We start from the raw sequence: 23247 nt of genomic DNA, 5'->3' as shown, positions 1-23247 counted from the left end.
TAATCGGGCCTTCCTGGTTGCAGTTATACATGTGAGTTGCGACCTACTTTCGCACTACTTTCTTCACGACCAGCCCAGCGGCCGTCTGCAAGTGCACGATATACATACCGGCGGGCTGTGAGCTCAGGTCCAGTTCCATGTGGCCTTGGTGGGGCTGTAGCGTCAGGCGTTGCACTACCTGGCCCAGGCTATTCACTATTTCGGCCGGAATTGCCTGGTTGGAAAGGCCGCTCAGCACCAGCGTGGCTGCGCCTTCCGTTGGGTTGGGGTAGAGCTGGGTTTGGGCGGCAAGAGCGGCGGCGGGGTTCACACCCAGCGTGATGCTCTGAAAGCCGCTGTAGATGTGTTTGAGAGAGCTGTAGTAGCTTTTAGCCGTCGTATCGTAGTTCTGCCGAATCCGGGCCACCAGGTCCTGCGCCGCATTGTAGCGCAGAATATAGCGGTAGGCTTCCTGCACCGACCAGGCGTTATTGGCAAAGATTTCGGAGACGTTGCCCAACTCATTGCCGTGCTCGTCGAAGCTGTGCGTGTAGCGGCCCAGCCCCACCCAGGCGTTGTTTTGGCGCTGCTCATACAGGCCCTGCGTGCTGCCGTTGGCCTGGTAGGCAGTCGTAAACCGACTGCTGAGCACCCAGGCCCCATTAATCCAGTACTCACTTTCCGACGACGTTTCGCGGCCTTGGGCGTCGCGCCCTATATTGGCAATGCGCTGCTGGTTTTCGTAGGTATTGGAGGCAGGCCGCCACTGCTGGTCTATGCGCTCGGAATACTCCAGCGCCGTGGGGCTGGGGTAGGCATAGCGGCGGCGCGGACCGGGGCTATACAAGCCCGAAGTCGGGTCCAGATAGTCTTGCGTTTCTTCCAGCACCGCCCCGGCAGCGTTGTATGTGACCGTGGCCCGGGTACCGTAGGTGATAACCCAGGCATTGTTGCGCCAAGCCGCGTTGGTAGAGGCCACGATGTGGTGGCGGGCATCGTAGTCGAGCGTGAAGCGAAACAGATTCTGCCACGCCCCATTCACCCAACTCTGCTCGAGGTGCTCGGTCAGGGAGCCGAAGCTGTTGTAGGTATCCTGACTGCGCGACTGATTTTGCCAGACCGTGCCGTCCCATTTTTCTTGCAAGTCACTGGTTTGCAACCCGGCGGCGTTATACGTCCAGCTGATTCGCTCGGTGAGCCGTTGGGTGGCCGAATCTCGCTCCACTATCTGCGCGAGCCGGCCCTGGCTGTCATAGGTATAGGCTTCTACCGAAGCTGTCGTCTGCCATTGGTTGGCGGCAAAGTTCCAGCCGTATGTGGTAGCCTTACCGGGCTTGCGCCCCGTGCTGTTACTGTTGCGCTGGGCTGTGGCTGCGGTCAGCCCCGATTTCTCCAGCCGCAGTGCTTGTGGCAGCTCGAACGGCTGGCGCACCGGCATTTCCGAAATCGACTGGGCGTGTAGCGTACCAAGGCTCATGCCTGACGCTGACAAGAGAAGAAGTAGATATTTTTTCATGCGTAAGAATTAGTTGGGCAGGCAGTTAACCCCCAAAGCTACTACAGCAGCAGCCATTTAGCGCGATTCGGAGTCGTAAAAAATGCGTCTCGCCAGGAGTTGGGCGGTGCTTCAGCCAGCGTGTTTTTTGCCCGATTACCCGACTACCTTCCATCAACCGCCCGATTAGCCAGTCCCGTTGCCACCCGTATCTTTACCGGCCCATTCCCGCGCCTATGTCCCCCACTCTGATCTTAAGCCTGATTGCCGGCTACTTCGTCATCCTGATCATCATTGCCCTGCTCACTTCCCGCAAGGCTACCAGCGCCAGCTTCTTCGTGGCCAACCGCAATGTGCCCTGGTACATGGTGGCCTTCGCCATGATTGGCACTTCGCTGTCGGGCGTGTCCTTTATTTCGGTGCCGGGCATGGTGCACGACAAGGCTTGGAGCTATATGGCCGTGGTAATGGGCTATCTGGTAGGCTATCTGGTGATTGGCACGGTGCTGCTGCCGCTGTATTACCGGCTCAATCTGGTGTCGATTTATACCTATCTGGAGCAGCGCTTTGGCTTCTGGAGCTACAAGACCGGCGCGGCGCTGTTTCTGATTTCGCGGGCCATCGGGGCTGCCTTGCGCCTCTACGTGGTGGCGGGCGTGCTGCAGGTGGCCGTTTTCGATGATCTGGGCGTACCCTTTGCCGTCACGGTGGCCGTGAGCGTGCTGCTGATTTACCTATATACCTTTCGCGGCGGCCTCAAAACCATCCTCTGGACCGACACCTTCCAGACGCTGGCCATGCTGACGTCGGTGGGCATCTCGGTGTATCTGATTTCACAGGAGCTGAATCTGGGCTTCGGGCAGGTAGTGCAAACGGTGAGCGAATCGGATATGTCGCGCGTATTTTTCTGGGAGTGGACCGACAGCCGCAAGTTCTGGACGCAGTTCCTGTCGGGCATGTTCATCACCATCGTCATGACCGGCCTCGACCAGGACCTGATGCAGAAGAACCTGAGCTGCCGCTCGCTGAAGGACGCCCAGAAAAACATGTTCTGGTTTGCCCTGATTCTGGTGCCGGTCAACATCCTGTTCCTGTCCCTGGGCGTGTTGCTCTACCAATATGCGGCGGCCAAAGGCATTCAGTTGCCGCTGAACGCTGCCGGCAAAATCATTGGCGACGACGTGTTTCCGCTGCTGGCCACCGAGCATTTTTCCCTGTTCGCGGGCATCGTGTTCATTCTGGGCATCATTGCCGTCACCTATTCCTCCGCCGACTCCGCCCTGACGGCGCTGACCACCTCGTTCTGCGTCGACTTTCTGACCATCAGCAAGTACCCGGAGCAGCAACAGCGTGTGCTGCGCCAGCGGAGCCACCTGCTGTTCACGGTGGTGCTGGTCATCATCATCCTGATCTTCCGACTACTAAATGACCAGAGCCTGATTTCGGCCGTGTTCAAGGCGGCGGGCTACACCTACGGGCCGCTGCTGGGGCTGTTCAGCTTCGGCATTTTCACCAGCCGCCAGCTCCACGACCGGTACGTGCCCTGGATGTGCGCCTGGCCGCCGGTGTTTTGCTACGTGCTCAACGCCAACTCCAAGGCCTGGCTCGGTGGCTATGAATTCGGCTTCGAGATTCTGCTGGTCAATGGCCTGCTCACGTTCCTGGCGCTGCTGGCCGTTTCGCGGCCGACTACGCCCAAGCTCCAGACCGCGTAGCCAGCGGCAGCGGGAACAAGCTGGTGGCTGCTTGGTGTTTCCGGCGTACCTTTGCCGAGGTGCGGGGCATGCGCGGGCGTTTACCGCCAAGCCGCTCCCATTACCACCTTTAGTGCAGTAAAAACTCTGTGCTGCATTGCATTACGTGATTCTGCCCGTGAAATATCTTTTTTTCCTTCTGCTGGTTATAGGGGTACACTTCAACAGCCAGGCCCAGTCGCCAGCCAAGCCGCCGGTAGTGCTGAAGCCGGGCCGCATGCAGGCCCAGCGCAACCCGGCCCCCAACCGCCCCGATGTGCCGCCGCAGTTTCCGGGCGGCGCCAAAGCCCTGAGTGATTTTCTTCAGCAGAATATACAGTATCCGGAGGCCGCGCGCGTCAGTAAGACTATGGGCAACGTGCTGACCACTTTTACCATTGAAACCGACGGCCGCGTGCGCAACCCCAGCGTCAAAACCGGCCTCAGCCCCGAGTGCGACGCCGAAGCGCTCCGGGTGTTGGCCCTGCTGCCCGTCTGGAAGCCTGCCACGCGCAAAGGTCAGCCGGTAGCCATTCAGGTGCAGCTGCCGGTGCCGTTCGGCAACTCCAGCGGGTTGAAAATAGAGCAGGGCAAAACAAAATTCGAGTAAAGAAGTGATAAGAAAGCAGCGGTGAGAAGCCGCAACCGAACCCTGGTGTTCCCTGACGCGTCAGGCCGCCGCTGTTCGGTCGTTTTTCAAGCGGCGTTCTAATTGATGGAGTAGTAAGAATATATGGCCAGAAGTGGAGCAAATACCAGCGGTACGACCCTTGAACCGGAAGTAGCGAAGACGAAACTAACCAAGGAGAGCTTTCGGCAGGGCCTGCGGATTTTCCGCTACGTGCTGCCCTACCGGGCCAAGTTCAGCATCGGCTTGCTGATGCTGGCGTTATCCAGCAGCACCTTCATGGTGTTTCCCTGGGTGATTGGCAAGCTCGTGGACGCGGCCAACGGCAAGGCTATTGCGCTGCCCAATGGCACCGTCGTGAGCATCAGCCAGATTGCGCTGGGCCTGTTCGGCGTTATCCTGTTCCAGGGTATATTCTCCTTCGGCCGCATCTGGTTTTTTACGCAGGTCAGCGAGTTCACCGTGCGCGACATCCGCCAGTCGCTCTACGCCAAGTTCGTTTCGTTGCCTATTCCCTACTTCGAGAAAACCCGCGTGGGTGCCATCACCTCGCGCATCACTTCCGACGTGGCCCAGATTCAGGACACGTTTTCGCTCACCCTGGCCGAGCTGTTCCGGCAGGTTACGACCCTCATCGTGGGCGTGGTGGCCATCATGGTGGTGTCGGTGAAGCTCTCGTTGTTTATGCTGGCTACTTTTCCGCCCATCGTGCTGCTCGCCATGTTTTTTGGCCGCAAAATTCGGGTGCTGGCCAAAGCTACGCAGGACGAGCTGGCCAAAACCAACGTCATCGTGGAGGAAACGCTGCAGGGTATCAACACGGTGAAGGCGTTTACCAACGAGCAGTTTGAAACCCGGCGCTATACCGCTTCGCTTACCAATACGGTGCAGGCCGCGCTGAAAAGCAACATGTACCGCGGCGCCTTTGTCTCGTTCGTGATTATCGGCTTGTTCGGCGGCATTATCCTGGTGCTGTGGCGCGCCGCTTCCCTGGCCAGCCTCGGCCAGCTTTCCATCGGCGACCTGACCTCGTTTGCGCTTTACACCATCTTTATCGGGGCTTCTGTGGGGGGCCTGGGCGAGCTATATGGCAAGGTGCAAAGCACGCTGGGCGCTTCGGAGCGGATTCTGGAAATTCTGGACGAGCCGTCCGAGCCCACCCACCGGCCCCGCGTGGCCGGCACTGCGCCGCTACAGGTGCGCGGCGACATTGAGTACCGCAACGTGGCCTTCAGCTACCCCACGCGGCCCGATTTGCCGGTGCTGAAGAACATCGATTTCGACATTCAGTCGGGGGAGAAAATAGCCCTGGTGGGCCCTAGCGGCGCGGGTAAAAGCACCATCGTGCAGCTGCTGATGCAGTTTTATGAGCTGAGCGGCGGTAAAATCCTCATTGACGGCCGTGACATTCAGCTCTTCGACCTCACCGAGCTGCGCCGCCACATCGGTATTGTACCCCAGGAAACGCTACTATTTGGCGGCTCTATCCGAGAGAATATTGCCTACGGCAAGACCGACGCCACTGATGCCGAAATCACGCTGGCGGCGCGCAAGGCCAATGCCTGGCAGTTTATTTCCTCCTTCCCCGAAGGGCTCGATACGCTCGTCGGCGAGCGGGGCGTGAAGCTCTCGGGCGGACAGCGCCAGCGGGTAGCTATTGCCCGCGCCATCCTGAAAAACCCCGCCATCCTGATTCTCGACGAAGCTACCTCCGCCCTCGATTCGGAAAGCGAAAAGCTGGTGCAGGAAGCCATGGATGAGTTGATGCAGAATCGAACCAGCATCATCATTGCCCACCGGCTGAGCACGATTCGGAAGGTGGATAAAATCCTGGTTATCGACGGCGGCCAAATCGTGGAGCAAGGCACCCACGACGAGCTAAGCAACGCCGAGAATGGGCTCTACGCCAATCTGCTGAAGCTACAGTTCGAGCTACGCTAGGGAAGCCCACCCGGCAGCTAGGCAGCCGAGCTACACCTGCTGCAGCCAAGTGCGGGCGGCGGTCAGGTCGTCGAAGGTTTTCAGGACAATGCCGGCGGGGCTGCGCTCCACAATGAGCGCAGCCGAAAGCCGACTGTAGGCTTCGGGCGAATAGACCCAGGCAAGATGCCGACAGCCGGCAGTGTATAGCTTCGGCAACAACTCTTCGCCCCCCCAAATAGCCGCATCGGCCCAGACACCCGCGAGCTTACTATTGTTATTAAGCACCTTCGTACACCGCTCCCTACGCAATTCGTTTAGCACTTTGAGCGCCCCGGTCATCACATCCTCGCTATCTACCTGCCCGTGCCAGTCGGCGTAGAGCCAGCCGTGCACGGCATCGTATGAGATGCTGAGGTAGATGTCCGAATTTAAGATGCGCTGTACCATAGGCCAACAAAGATCGTTTGGGCGATAAGAATAGTTAAATAAAATATATAGTTTTTACAACGCATAACGCTACGAAAGCCTGACGATAAACCTGTGTAGAGCCCTTTTTGCTTGAGCGGCTTTTCGGCCTGTGGCTCGGCTCGGGAGTTGGAAAGACCCAGCGGACCTGCTTTGGCTGACCAGCCGGCGCTTCAGCCACGCAGCGGTGGCAAAGGCTCCAACTGCTGTAAGTCCCCAGAAGCAGCTACTGCCTTAACCTACCCTGTCTGGTAGCGATGTCTGTGCCTACCGTTGTGCCGGCGGTGCTACGGTGCCAAGAAATTTCGGTTCAACTAACCTTTGGCGGCTTACGCCAGCGGCTGGCCTGAAACTCGTACTTTTATTCCGTCAATCACCCTAATTCATCTCTTTTACCCATGTTGAACCGTACTACGCTGCTCGCCGGCACTGCCCTGGCCAGCGCCCTTTTCTTTGCCGCTCCCACCGCTGAGGCACAAATTGCGACGCCGGCGGCCAGCCCCAAAAGCACCGTAATGCAGCGCGTGGGCCTGACCGACGTAACCATTACTTATTCGCGCCCCAGCGCCAAAGACCGGGCTATTTTCGGCTCTATCGTGCCGTTCGGCAAACGCTGGCGCACGGGTGCCAACCAGACAACGACCATCAAATTCTCGGATGACGTAACGCTGGAAGGCAAAAAAGTACCAGCCGGCGAATATGGCCTCTACACCATTCCCAATAAGGCAGAGTGGCTGATCGTGCTGAACAAAAGCACGAAGCAGGGTGCCGATGTAGATGGCTTCAAGGACGACCAGGACGTGGTGCGCTTCTCGGCCAAAACCTACAAGCTGGGCAGCAAAGTGGAAACCTTCACCATCGGTTTCTCCGACCTCACGCCCGCTACGGCCAACGTGGATATGATGTGGGAACTGACCGGTGCCAAGTTCAAGCTCGGCACCGACGTAGACCCCAAAGTAATGGCCCAGATTGATGAGAAGGTCATCAAGAATGCCAGTGCTTCGGCCAACGACATGGCCGCCGCTGCCGTGTATTACTATGACAACGACAAGGATATGAAGCAGGCGCTGACCTGGATTCAGAAGGCCAACGAGAAGGACCCCAAGTTCTGGAACGTCCACACCGAGGCGAAAATCAAGATGAAAATGAAAGACTACAAGGGTGCCACCGCCTCGGCCGAACAGTCGCGCAAACTGGCGCTGGATGCCAAGAACGCCGACTACGTGAAAATGAACGAGGATCTGATTATGACAGCCAAAAAAGGCAAATAGTCCAGAGTCGGTACAAAGCAAAAGTCCCGCGCAACGCTGTTGCGCGGGACTTTTGCTTTGTACAGCTCCTGTCACTCCTTCGACTTACGCCCCGCCATTTCAGGCAGTAATCAGGCGGGCTGCGCTACGGTTTTGACGGGTTCCGGGCTGAGTTGCTGGCTGATGGCGGCCAGCAGCATTACCAGGGCACAGCCGATGATGTTGTACCAGAGATAGGCAATGTCGGTGGCGAAAAACAACAGGAAGATCAGCAGCTGCGTGACAATGGCGGCCCGAAAAACAGCTTTGGAGCCAATATTTTTCAGAAAAAAAGCCACGACGAAAATACCCAGAATAGTGCCGTAGAAAATAGAACCCAGAATATTGACGGCCTGAATCAGGTTTTCGAGGCGGGCGGCAAACAAGGCGAAGCCGATGCCTAGCACGCCCCAGCCAATGGTGGCCCAGCGGGAAGCCTGCACGCAGTGCATCTCATCGAGCTGGGGCCGCGACGGGCGGTAGAGGTCGATGATGGTGGTGCTGGCCAGGGCATTGAGGCCGGCGGCGGCCGAGCTCATAGCCGCGCTGAGCACCACGGCAATCAGCAGGCCGACGAGGCCATGGGGCATATAGCGCAGCACAAAGCTGAGGAAGATGTAGTCGGTGTCTTTGGCCTCGGCCGTGGGCACGGCTTGCTTGAAAAACACCTGAGCTTCGGCCCGCAGGCCACGCGTGGCGGCCTCGGTGGCTTGCAGATGGCTCCTGGCTGCCGCTACCTGGCCGTTATCCTTGGTATGCAGCGCCGCTATGAGCTGGCCGGTAGCCGCGCGCTTGGCCGTGAAAAGCGTAGCGTGGCGCTGCTCCAGCTCAACGAGCGTGGAGCGGTAGGCGGGGTTTTGAGCAATCTGCTCCCGCACGGGAATATTGAAGGTGAGCGGGGGCTGGTTGAACTGGTAGAACACGAACAGCAGCACCCCGATGAGCAGGATGCCGAACTGCATGGGCACTTTCACGAGGCCGTTGAAGAGCAGCCCCAGGCGGCTTTCCGTGATGCTCTGCCCGCTGAGGTAGCGCTGCACCTGGCTTTGGTCGGTACCGAAGTAGGATAAGGCCAGAAACAGGCCGCCGGTCATGCCGGTCCAGAAGTTGTAGCGGTCCTTGGGGTCGAAGTGAAAGTCAATCAGGTTCATCTTGCCGTGGAAGCCAGCTACCTGTACGGCTTCCGTGAACCCAACACCAGCGGGCAGATAATGTACCAGAAGGTAGCCGGCCACTACCATGCCGGTGAAAATAACGGCCACCTGCCACTGTTGCGTAACGGCCACGGCGCGGGTGCCACCCGCCACGGTGTAGCTTATCATCAGCCCGCCGATAAGCCACACGGTCAGGCTAACGTTCCAGCCCAGAATGGCCGACAGCACCAGCGCGGGCGCGTAGAGCGACAGGCCGTTGCTGAGGCCGCGCTGCACCAGAAACAGCACGGCGGCCAGGGTGCGGGTGCGGCGGTCGAAGCGGGTTTCGAGGTATTCGTAGGCCGTAAAAACGCGCAGCCGCTGGTAGATGGGCACGGCCACGGCAGCAATGAGAATCATGGCCAGCGGCAGGCCGAAATAGAACTGAATGAAGCGCATGCCGTCGTCATAGGCCTGCCCGGGCGTACTCAGAAAGGTGATGGCCGAGGCCTGCGTAGCAATAATACTCAGGCCGATGCCCCACCAGCTGGCCTGCCGCCCGCCCAGCAGATAGGCGTCGAGGGTGCGGCTGCCGCGCGTGCGCCAAGTGCCGTAGCCGACGATAAAGAACAAGGTGCTGCCCAGAACGAGCCAATCGAGCAGGCTCATGCGAAGGCGCGGGTCAGGAGCAGAAACAGAACCAGCTCGGCGGCCAGGGCTGCCAGTACCAGGGCGTACCAAGCGCGCCACGACGGCAGCAGCGGCGGTTTATCGGAGTCGGGAGCAGCGGTGGGCAAGGGGCAGCGGGGTTAGTGAGGGGATGATGGCGAAAAGTCGAGCAGGCGGAAGCAGACTGAACGGGCCGGATGAAAACAGACGCTATTTTTCGGCGAGTGCTGCGTGGCGTCCACTCACCAAAGGCAAATGGGCCAGCTGGCCGGCCAGAAAGGTAAACAGCACCACCAGCCACACCGAAAACAGCACGTCGCTGAGGTAGTGCATCTCCAGCACCAGCCGCCCTACGCCGATGAGTACCGGCACCACTAGCAAGGGCGCGCTCAGGCGCGGAAAAGCCAACGCCAGCGGTACGAACAAGCTGAAAAACGTGGCGGTGTGCGTGCTGGGAAATGAGCCGGCATGCGCGTGGTGCGGATAGTTGAAGCCCCAATCGGGGTAGCCAGTGCTGAACAAAACTTCGGGACGCAGGCGGCTTACCACGCCTTTGAGCACGTTGGAAGTACCAACGCTGGCTAGATGTGCCACCACCACCACCAGAAACACGCTGGCCTGCGGCAGCTTCAGCAGCCAGCGGCCCACGGCATACAGCAGCACCAAAGCAACGAACAGCGCCGGAATCCCGAAAAGACGGGTCTTCATAGTGGCCTCATGCACGACTTCGGCCGCGCCGGTGAAGCCCCCGAAAAAAGGCTTGAGCCCAGCGGAATGCGCGTGGCAGAAACGAGCCAGCGGCTGGTCGATAAATACGATGAGCAGGCCGCAGAGGGGTACCAGCAAGGCAGTGAGCCACAGAAAACGACGGGTAGTAAGCAGCACAGGATACAGCATAAAGGATGCTTACGGCAGCAGCAGCAGCGCAGAAACCTCCACGCGGCCTGGGGTCTACTTGCCGAGCGACACCATGTTGGTCAGTAGGCGGTAGGCACCGGGGACGCCGGCGGGCAGCTCCCGGAACAGCGAAAGGCCGGTGTAGATGTAGTGGCCCTTGCCATAGTCGGCCACCAGAATGGCACTTTCCTTGGCGGGTTCGCCGGGGTCGTGGCTGCTGATGACGGTTTGGTACTTGGGGTCCCAGGAGCTGGGATAATACAGGCCCTGCTCCTGCTGCCAGCCTTCGAAATCCTGGCTGGTGATTTTGTTGGGCGTGTTGAGCAGGGGCTGTTTGGGGTTGAGGAAAGTAATGGCGGCGTTTTCGACCGTTACCCGGTCGTTGCTCAGCTTCATCGGGTACGGGCCAATTTCGGGCAGCACCGTGCCCCGGCTCACCACGTACTGCACCACCACGTTGCCGCCGTTTTCGACGTACTTGAGCAGGTTGGGCTGCAGGCCCTTTAGCTGCCCGATGGTGTTGTAGGCCCGGATGCCGAGCACCACGGCATCGAAGCGGCGCAGGTAGTCGGGGCTGATATCCTCGGGCTTGAGCAGGGTCACGTTGTAGCCGATCTGGCGCAGGGCGTCGGGCACGTCGTCGCCGGCGCCCATGAGGTAGCCGATTTCCTGGCCCTTGCGCTTGAGGTCGAGCTTCACCAGCGGGGCCACGGCTTCGGGAAACAGGATTTGGGTCGGAATGTGGTTGTACGCAATGACCTGGTAGCCGCGCGAATATGCTTGGCCGTCCACAGTGGCTACGGCGCGCAACTCGGTTTTGCCTTCGGCCGCGCCGGGGCCGGGCTGCACCCGGAACTGCACGGTTTGCTCGGCGTCTTTATTGGCCAGGTCGAAGGGGATGCTGGCGAGCTCGGCTTTCCAGCCGGCGGGCAGCGTGAGGGCCACGCTGCCTTTCACCCCGGCCTTACCAGCGCGCAGGGTCACGGGAATGGTTTTGGGCAGGTTGTCGGCGAAGACGTAGGCGTGGCCGCCGATGTTCACGGCCACGGGTGGCACCACAGTCAGCGGGCGGTACTTCTCCCCTTCTACCGGGTCGGTGCTTTTGTATTGCAGCGGCTTGGTATAGTAAAGAGTTGCCCCAGCAGCTTCTATTGTAAAGAGCACCTGATTGATCGGGAGGTTTTCAGGACTTCCAAGCACCGTCCACCGCTCTATTCGCTCACCTTTATGAGGATGTTCAGGCCAGCTAAAATTCTCCACAACTTCCGGTACTTTATACATACCTATTGTCCCAGTTTGCCGCAACCAATAGGGTTGTGATACAGACTGCTTAGCCGGTATTGTAATTGAGGCTTTCTTTAGAAACGGCTTACTACTTTCCAGTTGCACATCAATATTTTGTTTAGCCATATTACCCACCGTCTGGAAGTTATAATCAATAGCTGGGACTTCCAGCCACTTCAGCTTCACAGGTACGGATGAACGATTTAAGGCTTCGATAGCTATATCGAGTTTTCCGTCAGGAGTTGCAGTAGGTTCTTGAGCAACCGCCGCCAAGTTCAAGCCCAGGCAAGCATAGATTAATTCATTGATTCCTTCCTGCTTCTCACTATCCCAAAAAGCAGCCTCCTTCGGCAGTTTTTCTAGCATCTCCCGCACCTTCAGCAGCCCCGCTACACTCGCACTTGGGTTGCCCGCATCATATTTGCGAATGACCTCATCCACCAGCTTACCCACGGCCACGCCGCCAGGCACGCGGTTCCAGCTCATGTCCACGCCGTCAAACAAGTCGGTGGTGGCCTTCTCCCCTTTCACCAGCTGGAAATACTCCAGCGCCTCGCCGCGGGTGGCCGAGGAGCCGAAGCCCTGGCTTTTGTGCTGGGAGCGGCTGCGGGCCGCAATTTCGCCGTAGCTCTGGCCCAGCAGCGGGTTGTAGCCGCCGGCATCGAGATTGAGGTAGCCGTCCATGTTTTCGCCGGCCTTCACGAAGAAGGAGCCGGTATTCCAGAACAGGCGCTTGGGCTGCCAGGGCTGCACGTATTTGAGCTGCTCGGGAAACCGTTTCGGGTCGCCGGCGGCGTCGAAGGCTTCGGCGGCCAGCATGGCGGAGGCGGTGTGGTGGCCGTGGCCGGCGCGGGCATCGGGCGGGAAGCGGGTGATGAGCACGTCGGGCCGCCGCTGCCGGATAACCCAGACCATGTCGGCCAGCACCTGCTCCTTGTCCCAGATGGTGAAGGTTTCCTCGGCGGTTTTGGAGAAGCCGAAGTCGTTGGCGCGGGTAAAAAACTGCCGGCCGCCATCGATGCGGCGGGCCGCCAGTAGCTCCTGGGTGCGGATGACGCCGAGCTGCTCGCGCAATTCGGGGCCGATGAGGTTCTGGCCGCCGTCGCCGCGGGTGCAGCTCAGGTAGCCGGTTTCGAGCAGGCGGCCGTTGGCCAGGTAGGCAATCAGGCGGGTGTTTTCGTCGTCGGGGTGGGCGGCCACATACAGCACCGAGCCCAGCACGTTGAGCTTTTTCAGCCCCAGCAGGATTTCCGAGGCAGAGTAGGTTTTCGGGGCCTGGGCGTGGGCGTCACCAATTAGTAATGAGTAATTGGTAATTAAGAATGCTAGCAGCGCGGCGCGGAAACGGGTCAGACGCATGGAGAGGAGCAGGTGAAAGAAGGGACGGTAAAGGTAAGCGGGTTTTGATGTTGGGGAATTTTGGCGAAGCGTTGTTTATTCTGTCATCCTGCGTGCAGCGCAGCGGAACGAAGGACCTTCCTCGCCTACCCCACCGCCGCTTTTGCCAATGTGCCCAAGCTTTATCCATTGCTGCTGCAGAGGGCGTTGTCACGTTGAATTATGCTTGTCACTCAGGTGAGGAAGGTCCTTCGCTGCACTCAGGATGACAGACGAGAAAATGGAAGACGGGAAAACAACGACACCGCGTGAGAGGCTTCGGCTGCGCCTCCGCATGACGTTCTGGAGCAGGCAAACTTCTGGGCCGGGAACAACTAGCGGTACGATATTGGTTTGGCACTGAAACCTGCTGGCGCGGCAACGGTTTTCGCTCGTTGCCGTCAGTGTCCTATCTTGCTTCTCGTATCCTCTCCCCGATCTATTCCTGCATGAGCGTATTTCCCCGTCCCTTTCTGACTTCCCTCGGCTTGGTGCTGCTGCTGCCGGCCGTGACTTTCGCCCAAAGTGTTTCGGCCGTTATTCCGCCTCTCCCCGCCCCCACTCCGCAGTGGACCCACCTCGATCCGCAGAAGGACAAAATTATGGGCATCAGCACCCAACGCACTTACGATGAGCTGCTGAAAACCCGCACCGCCACGCCCGTCCTCGTGGCCGTTATCGATGCCGGCATCGACACCACGCACGAGGACTTGAAGCGTGTGCTGTGGAAAAATCCCCGGGAAATTGTCGGCAATGGCATCGACGACGACAAGAACGGCTACATCGACGACATCCACGGCTGGAACTTCCTGGGCGGCAAAGACGGCCGCAACGTGGACGTGGACCTGTATGAGGAAACCCGGATGGTGGCCAAGCTCAAGCCGCTGTATGAGGGCAAAGCCCGCACGGCAGTGCCCGCCGCCAAGCGCGCCGAGTACGACCTCTACCAAAAGGTGAAGAAGGACTACGCCACCAAAGTGAAGGAGGAAAAGGAGCAGTTGGCCGAATACAAGCCGCTGGCCGAAAACCTTTCCAACATCAACGAGCAGCTGAAAACCGTGCTGGGCGTGGAGCGCATCGACACGGCCGTGCTCCGTCGGCCGCCGGTACAGAACCCTGACGCGCGGCTGCTGGGCCTCACGTCGCAGCTCTACGAAAGCCTGAAAGCCTCGGGCCTGCCCGACATGGATGCCGTAGTGAAGCAGGTGCGCGAAGGCACCGTGGAAGCCCAAAAGCACCTCGACTACTCCCTCAACCTCGACTTCAAGCCCCGCACCGTAGTCGGCGACGACGAAGACAACACCCAGGACCGCACCTACGGCAACGCTGACATCACCGGCCCCAATGCCTTGCACGGCACCCACGTAGCGGGCATCATTGCCGCCGACCGCGACAATAGCCTGGGTATTCAGGGCGTGGCGGGCTCCTCGGTGCGCATCATGGGCGTGCGGGCCGTGCCCAACGGCGACGAGCACGACAAGGACGTGGCCAATGCCATTCGTTACGCGGTAGACAATGGGGCCCAGATCATCAATATGAGCTTCGGCAAGTACTACTCGCCCCACCGCGCCGCCGTCGACGAGGCTATTCGCTATGCCGGCTCCAAGGGTGTGCTGCTGGTGCACGCGGCCGGCAACGAGTCGAAGAACGTGGACCTGAACGTACATTACCCGGCCCCGGTGCCCCTGACCGGCACGGCGTATGCCAACTTCATTACGGTGGGCGCGTCGGGTAGCACCAACGATGCCCAGCTGACGGCCAACTTCTCGAATTATGGCAAGCGCGTAGATGTATTCGCGCCCGGCGTGGGTATCTATTCCACCATGCCCGGCAGCAAATACGGCAACGAAAGCGGCACCAGCATGGCGGCTCCTACCGTAGCGGGCGTAGCGGCGGTGCTCAAGGCCTACTTCCCCCAACTCACAGCCACCGAGCTGAAGCGCATCATTATGCAGTCCGCCGCGCCGGTGCACACCAAAGTAGCGCAGCCCGGCGACAAGAAAACCGTGGATTTCGCCCAGCTTTCGAGCACCGGCGGCGTTGTCAATCTGTATAAAGCAGTGCAGCTAGCCGCCCAGAAAGCCCAGCCGAGCAACGCGTCAGGACAATAGTAATACGCCAACCAGCCGGAACGCAAAAGGGCAACGACGCGCGTCGTTGCCCTTTTGCGTTCCGGCTGGTTGGCGTACAAACCGACGCGGCTTGTCAAGCGACTAACGTCTGGGACGGTGGGCCGTATGCGTAAGGGAGTGTTTGGACAGTGACATTTGTTGAGCGGGTTTCGTCATTCTAAAACGTCCTGTCTCGTTCTCTGCTTGATGTGCAGAATACTCGCCATGATGTTCTGAGAAAGGAGAATCTCACCAATGAGCTACTGCCCACACAGCTTAAGTGAAACCCCGGTGTATGCTTATTCCCCAACTCATTATGCTCGACAAGTTGCGCAAGCAACGGCCGCCGTCGGAGCCGATGCGCCACCGCGTACGGCCGCCGCAGGGCTTCGCTACGTTGCGCAACCGCCGTTGGTGGCGGCGGCAACTTGGTAGCGTTGCTTTCCTGGTGGCGGGTATATTTTCGGCGGCGCTGGGCCTCAAAGGCTTTTTATTGCCCAATGGCTTCATTGATGGTGGCGTTACGGGCATTTCCCTGCTGGTGGCGCGGGTATTTGGCGTGCCGCTGCCGCTGCTGATTGTCGTCATCAACATTCCGTTCGTAATTCTGGGCTACTTTCAGATCGACCGGCTATTTGCGCTCAAATCGTTATTGGCTATTCTGGGGCTGGCGCTGGTGCTGGTCGTCATCACCTTCCCCATGCTCACCCAGGACAAGCTTCTGATTTCCGTTTTCGGTGGCTTCTTCCTTGGGGCAGGTATCGGATTGGCCATGCGTGGCGGTGGCGTGCTCGATGGCACCGAAATTCTGGCCGTTTACCTGAGCAAGAAAACCAGCCTGACGATTGGCGACATTATCCTGCTGCTCAACATCCTGATTTTCGTGGTGGCAGCGGCCGTGCTTTCCGTCGAAACGGCGCTGTATTCCATCCTCACCTATTTATCGGCTTCCAAAACCATCGACTTCATCATCGACGGCATCGAGGAATACACGGGCGTCACCATCGTATCGGGCCGCAGCGACGCCATCCGCCGCATGATTACGGAGAAGCTGGGCCGGGGCGCTACCGTATACAGCGGCAAGCGGGGCTACGGCGTGCGCGGCGAATCCCCCCAAGAGGTCGATATCGTTTTCACCGTTATTACCCGCCTGGAGCTGGGCCGCCTCACCGACGAAGTCGAGAAAATTGACCGCTCCGCCTTTCTGGTTATGCACAGTGTCAAAGAGACCAAAGGCGGGGTTGTCAAGCGGCGGCCGCTGCACTGAGCAACACGCCGAGTTTACCCGCCGCTACGATTCAGCGCCGATGCAGTTGGTGGGGCATCATTTCATCGGCTGCGCTCTTACCTTTGGCCCATGGCCGCTCCTCTCCTTCTCTCCGACCTTTACATTTATCCCGTCAAATCGTTGGGCGGCATCCGCGTGACGGAAGCCGTAGTGGAGGCCCGGGGCTTGCGCCACGACCGGCGCTGGCTGCTCGTGGATGAGCGCAACCAGTTCATGACCCAGCGCCAGACGGCCGAAATGGCCCTGCTCAAAGTGCTGCCGGCCTACAATGGCTTCCTGCTCACCCACACTGGCCGCCCCGATCTGCTGCCCCTCTACGTGCCCTTCGAAGCCACTCCGGAGCAGACGCTTTTCGTGACCATCTGGGACGATATGGTATTTGCCTGGCGCGGCACGCCCGCCGCCGATGCCTGGCTGACGGCTGCCCTGGGCCGCATCTGCAAGCTGGTCTACATGTCGGATATGGTGATGCGCGCCACCGACGGAGGTGATGTGGCGGGCAATGTGAGCTTTGCCGATGCCTACCCTTTTCTGGTTATCGGGCAGTCGTCGCTGCAGGAGCTGAACTCCCGCCTGGCCCAGCCCGTACCTATGGACCGGTTTCGGCCCAACTTCGTTTTCACCGGCGGCCAGCCCTACGAGGAAGAAACCTGGCGCGATTTTCTGATCGGTTCGCTGCCTTTCCAAGGTACGCGCCCCTGCGGCCGGTGCGTCGTAACGACTATTGACCAGACGACCGCCCAAAAAGGCGTAGAGCCTCTCCGGACGATGGCTCCTTACCGCACGCAAGACGGCAAGGTGATGTTCGGGCAAAACGTAACCGGGCCCGGTGCGGGAACGGTGCGGGTAGGCGACACGCTGGCCGTGCGAAGCTATTTGCCGTAGCAGAGCCTCCTCATAGCCTAAGCCCCACTCAAACTGGAGCGCAAGCATACGCTAAGAACTATGTTATCAAAAAGTTAGCTCCCTATATTGCCGATTGAGCAAATTCATATTAGCTTTGAAGATCAAAGAAAACCAAAAATAATTCAACTCCCTGATTCTATGGCCCCAAAGAACCATAGAATCAGGGAGTTGCTCCGACCCTCGGGTGGCTTTGCACGTGCCCGTTCCCGCCCTCCCTCACTCTCACACCTGATTTTGCGCATGAAGAACTCCTCTGCTTTTACTAGGCTCCTGGTGCTTCTGACGTGGTTTGCTTGCTGTTTGCCCGTCACGACCCTCCATGCAGAGGATAAGAATGCCGCTCAAATCCTACACGCCCCCTGGACCGACCTGCTCCGCAAGTACGTCACCCACGACGGGCAAGTAGATTACGAAGGCTTTCTGGAAGATGAGGATCAGCTCGACGCTTATTTGCAGGCTATCCGCAAAACCCCGCCAAACGAAGCAACCTGGTCGAAAGCCGATATCGAGGCGTATTGGCTGAATGTATACAACGCGGCCACCATTTATAACGTGCTGCAATATTATCCGGTAGCCAGCATCAACGAAATCCGCATTAAGACCATTGGCGGCTACAAGCCCGTCTGGGAGGCTGGCTCAGTGAATGTGGGCGGCAAACTCTATTCGCTGAACGCCATCGAGAAGGAAATTCTACGGCCGCAGTTCAAGGATGCACGGGTGCATCTGGCCTTGGTAGCCGCCGCTGTTTCCTCCCCGCCCCTGTTGAACGAAGCCTACGACGGAGCCCGCCTGAACCAGCAGCTCGACGAGCAGGCCCGCCTGTTTCTGTCTCGCGTCTCCCTCAACCAGCTGGCTCCCGGCTACCTGCGCCTCTCCAGCATCTTCGATTGGTACGCGGCCGAGTTTGGCGAAGGCGAGAAGCTAGTTGCTTTTCTGAACCGCTATTCTTCCACCAAGATAGACGCTACGGCAACCATCGAGTTTCTCCCCTTCGACTGGGCCCTGAACAACCAAAAGCCCACCGCCGACACCCAGGCGCTACGGCAGCGCTAGGCCACGCCGCCCGTTGCCAGCAGCCATTCTAAGCTCCGAAGCCGTCAGTGGTTTCGGAGCTTTTATATGCAGCCTAACGTGCACTTTATATTCACCCAAGGCAGCTTTTTTTCGGTTTCTGGTGTTGAAGCTGTTTAGGAAGTCTGTCGACCGACGGGAGACATCTCGCGTGCAGTAGTACTCAAATTACCAGTGCACGCGATATGTCTCCCGTTGGTCGACATGACCGGTCTATTGGATTTTAGCGACTTCCTAAACAGCGGTGTTATTCCCACCTATGGATCGAGCTTTCTTACTGACATTTCTGCGGGACTTAGCCGCCAACAACCATAAAACCTGGATGGACGCCCACCGCAGCGACTATCACCAGGCCCGCAGCATCTATACCGATTTTGTGCAGGGTCTGCTGCACCGCACGCAGCGCTTCGAGCCCGAGCTGACGGGCCTCACGCCTTCCGATGTGATGTTTCGGATCAACAAGAACGACCGGTTTCAGCAGAGCAGCGAGCCGTACAAGCGCCATATGGGCGCGGGGCTGAAAGTGGGCGGACGGCATAGCGCGTGGGCAGGCTACTTCGTGGCCGTGGAGCCCGGCGGCGAAACCTACGTAGGCGCCGGCCGCTGGATGCCCGAGCCGGCCCAGCTGGTGCGTATCCGCCAAGAAATTCACTATTCTCCCGATACGTTTCATGCCCTGCGCCAGGATGCCGGGCTGCTACACGAGTTTCCGGCGGGCCTCGATACCAGCCAGAGCCTGCGCACAGCCCCCAAAGGCTACGACCGCAGCGACCCTGATATCGAGTGGCTGCGCCTGAAAAGCTTTTTCGTGTGGCGCGCTTTCTCCGACCAGGAAGTAGTACGCACCGACTTCCCCGACCGGATAGTCACAGCCTGGCAGGCCGCTCAGCCGTGGGTACACTTCCTAAATGAAGCCATGACGGAAAACTAACAACCGGCATTTCGGTACTCGGTACAAGCAAAAGTACCGGAATGCTAGAATAGCCCGAACAAGGTGCTGTTGATCTTATCGATAATCACGCCCATATCTTCGGGATTATTGACGTAGTCCAAATTGTTAACGTCTACAATCAGCAGCTTGCCATACTTGTAGTTGCTGATCCAACGCTCGTAGTGCTCATTGAGGTTTTTGAGGTACTCAATCTTGATGTTGTTCTCGTAGTCGCGGTTGCGCTTCTCAATCTGTTGGATGAGCTTGGGCAGGTCGGCCCTGAGGTAAAGCAGCAGGTCGGGCGCGTCGACCATGCTGATCATCGACTCGAACAACGCCAGATAGTTTTGGTGGTCCCGGTCGCTCATCAGGCCCGACTCGTGCAGGTTGGCCGCGAAGATGTGGGCATCCTCATAAATGGTGCGGTCCTGAATGACGCCCTTGCTGGCGCTTTGCAGCTTTTTGATGTGCTGGGTTTGGCGAAAGCGGCTATTGAGAAAATAGACCTGCAGATGAAATGCCCAGCGCGGCATGTCGTCGTAAAAATCCTTCAGATACGGGTTGTGGTCGACATCCTCCAGGAACACTTCCCAGTTGAAGTGATGCGCGAGTTTATTGGCCAGCGTGGTTTTGCCGGCGCCAATGTTGCCGACGATTGCAATATGCATGAGCGAGGTGCGGGAAACAGAACGAAAAAAGAGCCCACAAAAGTAGCGGAAACCAACCAACCGACCGCAACTACTCAACGGGCAAAAACATCCGGCATTTGTCAGGCCAATGCTGGCTTAGCCGGGCTAAAAAACGTATATTAATACCTGGATTCGTTCAACGCCCAGGGCAGCTATATGCTAGTTTCTCATCCGGCGGCTACTTTTTTCTTCTTGTGCTCAGATCCGGCATTTTCTCTTTTCTTTGCCCACAGTCTGTTTCCTCCTACCCGTTTCCGGTTGCCGCTCCGCCTGCGTTCCTCATGACGATTTTATCAACTCCTTACACTGATTTAGGCACGGTGCTCGATGCCCACCACCGCCCGATAGCCTCGTTCCGCTTCTACCCGGAGCAGCAACTGCTGTATATTCGCTGGACGGGCAATATCACGGAGGCAGAAGTAATCAAGGTAGCCACGGCAGCCGGCCCCATTCAGCAGCAGTACCACTGCGCCCTGCTGCTCAACGACAAGACCGACTCTACCGGCGAATGGGCCGATGCCCTGCCCTGGCTGGAATACGAATGGCTGCCGCTGGCATTGGAAGAAGGACTGCGGGCATTTGCCTACGTCTTTTCGCCCGATATGCAGAACCAGATTATCAGCGTGGAATTCGCTGAGCGGGTGGGCAAACATCTGCCCATTCAGCTTTTCTACGATGTGGAAACTGCCCTGGAATGGCTCCGACGCCAGTATGTGGCCGCCTAACAAGCAGAACGGGCACCCCAGCGGGTGCCCGTTCTGCTTGTTAAGTAAAATCGGCTACTCCTGCATCAGATCCTTCACATCACGGGCCTTTTCCAGGGTGCGAAACTCGGTCTGCAACGACCGGACCCGTACTCGCTCTTCCAGGGGCAGCTGCTCCCGCACTTGTTCGTAACGGGCATTCAGGCGCTCCAATACGGCACTGGCGGCGCTCCAGTCGGCCGGCGACCAGCTGCGGCGCTGCTCGCGGGTACTTTCCAGCAGATGCAGGTACAGCTCGGGCAGCTCGTTGGCCCGCGCCCGGCTAATAGTCACGGTTTCGTGCAGCAGGCGGCGCTGCGCCGCGCTAGCCGTTTCGGGCTGGCGGGCCATAGCATCCAGGCTATCCTGCTTGGTAGCCCAGCGCTGGTAGCGCACTTTTTGGGTGCTGTATTCGCGCTTCGACTGGCTGGAGAGGCTGTCGATGGCCGAGTCCAGGCGCTTGCTCTGGCGCTCAAAATCCTCTTTCACGCGGGGCAGCTCGCGGCGCACCCCGGTTTCGGCCCGGTCCAGCTTATCGTTCACCCAGTTGCTGAAGACATCCAGGTCACGCTCGATGGCCGAAGGCGTGGATGCGGTAGGCTGCTTGGCCGGGGTAGATTTTTGCTGGGCGGTAGCAGCCAGCGGGGCGCAGGCAAGCCCGGCAGCCACAAAGCTTATCGGAAGCAGGAATCGTTTCATAGGACAGGGGGTGCAGAGCGAAATAATACGAACGACTGACCAGCGGGCCGTCGTATGCCGGTAGGCAATTTCTGGCCCAAAACGTGGTTCGGTGCCGCTAGGGTTCGTTTTTTCGCCAAAAAATGCCGTTTTTGCACCTTATGTCCTCTTCCAGCCTTCCAGTTCTTACCATTCAGCCCGCCACGCTGGCCGATATTCCGACCATTATTCAACTGGCCGAAGCCACCTGGGAGCCCACTTACCGCTTCATCGTTTCGAAGGAGCAGATAGAGTATATGTACCGCGTGATTTACACGCCCACGTCGTTGCAGCGCCAAATGAGCGACGATGGCCACACGTTTCTGCTGCTCCACGCCGACGGCCACCCGGCGGGCTACGCGTCCTTCTCCCGTTTGCCCGCCGGCAACGGAATCTTTAAGCTGCACAAAATTTATATTCTGCCTTCGCACCAGGGCCAGGGTTTTGGGCAGAATCTGATTGAGGCCGTGGAAGAAACGACGCGCCAGATAGGCGGTAAAACCCTGGAGCTGAACGTAAACCGGCATAACCCCGCCATTTCGTTCTATGAGCGTCTGGGCTTCCAGCGTCACCGCGAAGAAGATATTGCCATTGGCCCTTATTGGATGAACGACTACGTAATGCGCAAAGAACTGGCGTAATTGCGCGGTCTTTAGACGTACTTCTTATCCTTCCCCTGATGGGCTTTTCTACTTTGTTGCCGCTGCGCCGCTTGTTGGGCGTAGTCATTCTCGTTCTGCTCAGCCACTTGAGCTTTGGCCAAATCCTGAAGCAGAAGCATCTGGAGCTGATCAAGGCCCGGAGCGAAACCTGGAACCGCGCTTTTAACAGCCGCGACACCACCGCCTTTTACGGCCTGTTTCATCCCAACACCACGATTTGCTCGGCCAGCGGCAGCCGCACCACGGCCCCCACGGTCCGCCAAAGCTTCCGGACCTTGTTTCGGCAGCGGCCCGACATCACCTGGATGAACCGCAGCATGGGCATGGAGCTGAGCGACCTGGGGCAGCTGGCCTACGAAACCGGCGAGTGGGCCGAAGCCTGGACCGACCCGCAGGACAAAACCAAAAGCCGCGTCATTGGCAAGTACTGGCTGATGTGGAAATTCGAAAACAACACCTGGGTTATCCTGTCGGCCATTTACACACCGCTTTCCTGCGCCGGCAAGAATTGCCTGGACTAACCAAGCCGACTCCTCACGAGCGGTCCGCATCCTATTTCATTTCTCGTTTTATTTCCTTCTCATGGCCACTACCAAACTTACCGTGCTTAGCAACGGCTCCCTCCGCGTAGAGGGCGACTTCGAACTCGTGGATGCCCAGGGTCAGCCCTACGGCCTCGCCGGCCGGGAGCGGATCAGCATCTGCCGCTGCGGCCTATCCAAGAATAAGCCTTTCTGCGACGGGTCGCACAAAGGCCACTTCGAGCACAACGCCGAAGCCTTCGACCTGCCCGCACCGAAAGTATAAGTGCCTTCTCCCAGCCGGCCGTGGCGAATGGCCGACTGGGGAAATTGCACCAAAAAGCCCCGCCGTTGACGAACGGCGGGGCTTTTTGGTGCATTACATCTGGCACAACCCAGGCAGCGAAATAGCGGCGCTGTTCTTCGCCTGCTTTGGTATGCTTGCCAGCCTGGGCTACTTACGCGCCCTGGAACAGGGAATTTACCAGATCAACGTACTCCTGCCGGGCGGCATCTTTACTTTTGCCGTTCAGGCCGGCCCAGGCATCATACTTGGCAATGCCTTTGAAGTCGAAGCCGCCGGGCCGGTCGCCGGTTACGTCGCCTTCGGAGGCTTGCTTGTAGAGGGAATACAGCTGGAGCAGCACCATGTTGTTGGGCTTGGAGGGCAGCTGCTGGGAGCGTTGGGCGGCGGCTTCGAATTCTTCGTGGGTGGCCATACAATCGGAAAAGTGTG

22 protein-coding genes are annotated in these 23247 nt (G+C 58.6%); 13 read left to right on the top strand and 9 right to left on the bottom strand.

The genetic code is table 11. The features are described 5' to 3' along the window. Nucleotides 1-43: 43 nt before the first annotated feature. Entirely contained in the window at nt 44-1456 is a 1413-nt protein-coding gene (locus tag E5J99_RS08785; RefSeq protein ID WP_167852049.1) for a T9SS type A sorting domain-containing protein, read from the bottom strand. Nucleotides 1457-1710: 254 nt separating this feature from the next. Between E5J99_RS08785 and E5J99_RS08780 the strand changes: the two genes are divergently transcribed. From E5J99_RS08780 to E5J99_RS08770, 3 genes are all read left to right on the top strand, one after another. Next, on the top strand, nt 1711-3189 hold the full coding sequence (locus E5J99_RS08780; protein WP_135497352.1) for a sodium:solute symporter: 1479 nt from the start codon (nt 1711-1713) through the stop codon (nt 3187-3189). Nucleotides 3190-3346: 157 nt separating this feature from the next. After that, entirely contained in the window at nt 3347-3817 is a 471-nt protein-coding gene (locus E5J99_RS08775) for an energy transducer TonB (protein ID WP_135497351.1), read from the top strand. A 123-nt stretch (nt 3818-3940) separates the two neighbouring features. Further along, the gene (locus tag E5J99_RS08770; protein WP_135497350.1) at nt 3941-5776 is read left to right on the top strand and encodes an ABC transporter ATP-binding protein; all 1836 of its coding nucleotides are present in this window, start codon (nt 3941-3943) and stop codon (nt 5774-5776) included. Between the two features lie 30 nt (nt 5777-5806). On the opposite strand, the gene E5J99_RS08765 is transcribed toward E5J99_RS08770, so the two are convergent. Then, a complete protein-coding gene (locus tag E5J99_RS08765) occupies nt 5807-6205 on the bottom strand; it encodes a hypothetical protein (protein ID WP_135497349.1) in 399 nt (132 codons plus the stop codon). A 416-nt stretch (nt 6206-6621) separates the two neighbouring features. Between E5J99_RS08765 and E5J99_RS08760 the strand changes: the two genes are divergently transcribed. Beyond that, nucleotides 6622-7494: a DUF2911 domain-containing protein gene (locus E5J99_RS08760; RefSeq protein WP_135497348.1), complete on the top strand. Its 873-nt coding sequence runs from the start codon at nt 6622-6624 to the stop codon at nt 7492-7494. A gap of 110 nt (nt 7495-7604) precedes the next feature. On the opposite strand, the gene E5J99_RS08755 is transcribed toward E5J99_RS08760, so the two are convergent. From E5J99_RS08755 to E5J99_RS08745, 4 genes are all read right to left on the bottom strand, one after another. Further along, nucleotides 7605-9314 (bottom strand): sodium:solute symporter, encoded by a 1710-nt coding sequence (locus E5J99_RS08755; protein WP_135497347.1) that lies wholly within the window; start codon nt 9312-9314, stop codon nt 7605-7607. Continuing rightward, a complete protein-coding gene (locus tag E5J99_RS22040; protein ID WP_262712987.1) occupies nt 9311-9442 on the bottom strand; it encodes a hypothetical protein in 132 nt (43 codons plus the stop codon). The genes E5J99_RS08755 and E5J99_RS22040 overlap by 4 nt, the downstream gene beginning before the upstream one ends. An 82-nt stretch (nt 9443-9524) precedes the next feature. Next, on the bottom strand, nt 9525-10211 hold the full coding sequence (locus E5J99_RS08750; RefSeq protein WP_135497346.1) for a phosphatase PAP2 family protein: 687 nt from the start codon (nt 10209-10211) through the stop codon (nt 9525-9527). 54 nt (nt 10212-10265) lie between these two features. Next, nucleotides 10266-12854: a PIG-L family deacetylase gene (locus tag E5J99_RS08745; RefSeq protein WP_135497345.1), complete on the bottom strand. Its 2589-nt coding sequence runs from the start codon at nt 12852-12854 to the stop codon at nt 10266-10268. Between the two features lie 467 nt (nt 12855-13321). Between E5J99_RS08745 and E5J99_RS08740 the strand changes: the two genes are divergently transcribed. The 5 genes from E5J99_RS08740 (at nt 13322) to E5J99_RS08720 (ending at nt 19179) form a co-directional block, all read left to right on the top strand. Further along, nucleotides 13322-14983, top strand: coding sequence for a S8 family peptidase (locus E5J99_RS08740; RefSeq protein ID WP_135497344.1), 1662 nt, complete (start codon nt 13322-13324; stop codon nt 14981-14983). Between the two features lie 295 nt (nt 14984-15278). Further along, a complete protein-coding gene (locus E5J99_RS08735; RefSeq protein ID WP_135497343.1) occupies nt 15279-16250 on the top strand; it encodes a YitT family protein in 972 nt (323 codons plus the stop codon). 90 nt (nt 16251-16340) lie between these two features. Then, nucleotides 16341-17156: an MOSC domain-containing protein gene (locus E5J99_RS08730; protein ID WP_135497342.1), complete on the top strand. Its 816-nt coding sequence runs from the start codon at nt 16341-16343 to the stop codon at nt 17154-17156. A 321-nt stretch (nt 17157-17477) separates the two neighbouring features. Further along, the gene (locus E5J99_RS08725) at nt 17478-18230 is read left to right on the top strand and encodes a DUF547 domain-containing protein (protein WP_167852048.1); all 753 of its coding nucleotides are present in this window, start codon (nt 17478-17480) and stop codon (nt 18228-18230) included. Nucleotides 18231-18507: 277 nt separating this feature from the next. Beyond that, nucleotides 18508-19179, top strand: a complete 672-nt coding sequence (locus tag E5J99_RS08720) for a DUF2461 domain-containing protein (protein WP_135497340.1) — start codon at nt 18508-18510, stop codon at nt 19177-19179. 44 nt (nt 19180-19223) lie between these two features. Here the strand turns inward: E5J99_RS08720 and E5J99_RS08715 are convergent, their stop codons facing one another. Continuing rightward, entirely contained in the window at nt 19224-19847 is a 624-nt protein-coding gene (locus tag E5J99_RS08715) for a deoxynucleoside kinase (protein WP_135497339.1), read from the bottom strand. 302 nt (nt 19848-20149) lie between these two features. On the opposite strand from E5J99_RS08715, the gene E5J99_RS08710 reads away from it, so the two are divergent. After that, nucleotides 20150-20593 (top strand): STAS/SEC14 domain-containing protein, encoded by a 444-nt coding sequence (locus E5J99_RS08710; RefSeq protein WP_135497338.1) that lies wholly within the window; start codon nt 20150-20152, stop codon nt 20591-20593. Nucleotides 20594-20647: 54 nt separating this feature from the next. Here the strand turns inward: E5J99_RS08710 and E5J99_RS08705 are convergent, their stop codons facing one another. Continuing rightward, nucleotides 20648-21310 carry a DUF6565 domain-containing protein gene (locus E5J99_RS08705; protein ID WP_135497337.1) on the bottom strand — a complete coding sequence of 221 codons (663 nt, stop codon included), beginning with the start codon at nt 21308-21310 and terminating at the stop codon, nt 20648-20650. A 140-nt stretch (nt 21311-21450) separates the two neighbouring features. On the opposite strand from E5J99_RS08705, the gene E5J99_RS08700 reads away from it, so the two are divergent. The 3 genes from E5J99_RS08700 to E5J99_RS08690 all read left to right on the top strand — a co-directional run bounded on the left by E5J99_RS08700 (nt 21451) and on the right by E5J99_RS08690 (nt 22797). After that, nucleotides 21451-21969 carry a GNAT family N-acetyltransferase gene (locus E5J99_RS08700; RefSeq protein WP_245318820.1) on the top strand — a complete coding sequence of 173 codons (519 nt, stop codon included), beginning with the start codon at nt 21451-21453 and terminating at the stop codon, nt 21967-21969. A 38-nt stretch (nt 21970-22007) separates the two neighbouring features. Then, nucleotides 22008-22511: a YybH family protein gene (locus E5J99_RS08695; RefSeq protein WP_135497335.1), complete on the top strand. Its 504-nt coding sequence runs from the start codon at nt 22008-22010 to the stop codon at nt 22509-22511. 61 nt (nt 22512-22572) lie between these two features. Continuing rightward, nucleotides 22573-22797, top strand: coding sequence for a CDGSH iron-sulfur domain-containing protein (locus E5J99_RS08690; RefSeq protein WP_135497334.1), 225 nt, complete (start codon nt 22573-22575; stop codon nt 22795-22797). 172 nt (nt 22798-22969) lie between these two features. Here the strand turns inward: E5J99_RS08690 and E5J99_RS08685 are convergent, their stop codons facing one another. Beyond that, entirely contained in the window at nt 22970-23230 is a 261-nt protein-coding gene (locus E5J99_RS08685) for an acyl-CoA-binding protein (RefSeq protein ID WP_135497333.1), read from the bottom strand. Between the last annotated feature and the right edge of the window lie 17 nt (nt 23231-23247).

The sequence above is a fragment of the Hymenobacter elongatus genome, from assembly GCF_004745955.1.
In the GTDB taxonomy this organism is placed as follows: Bacteria; Bacteroidota; Bacteroidia; order Cytophagales; family Hymenobacteraceae; genus Hymenobacter; species Hymenobacter elongatus.
Note: the sequence above shows the minus strand (reverse complement) of the source record. Positions and strands in the feature narration are given on the sequence as shown.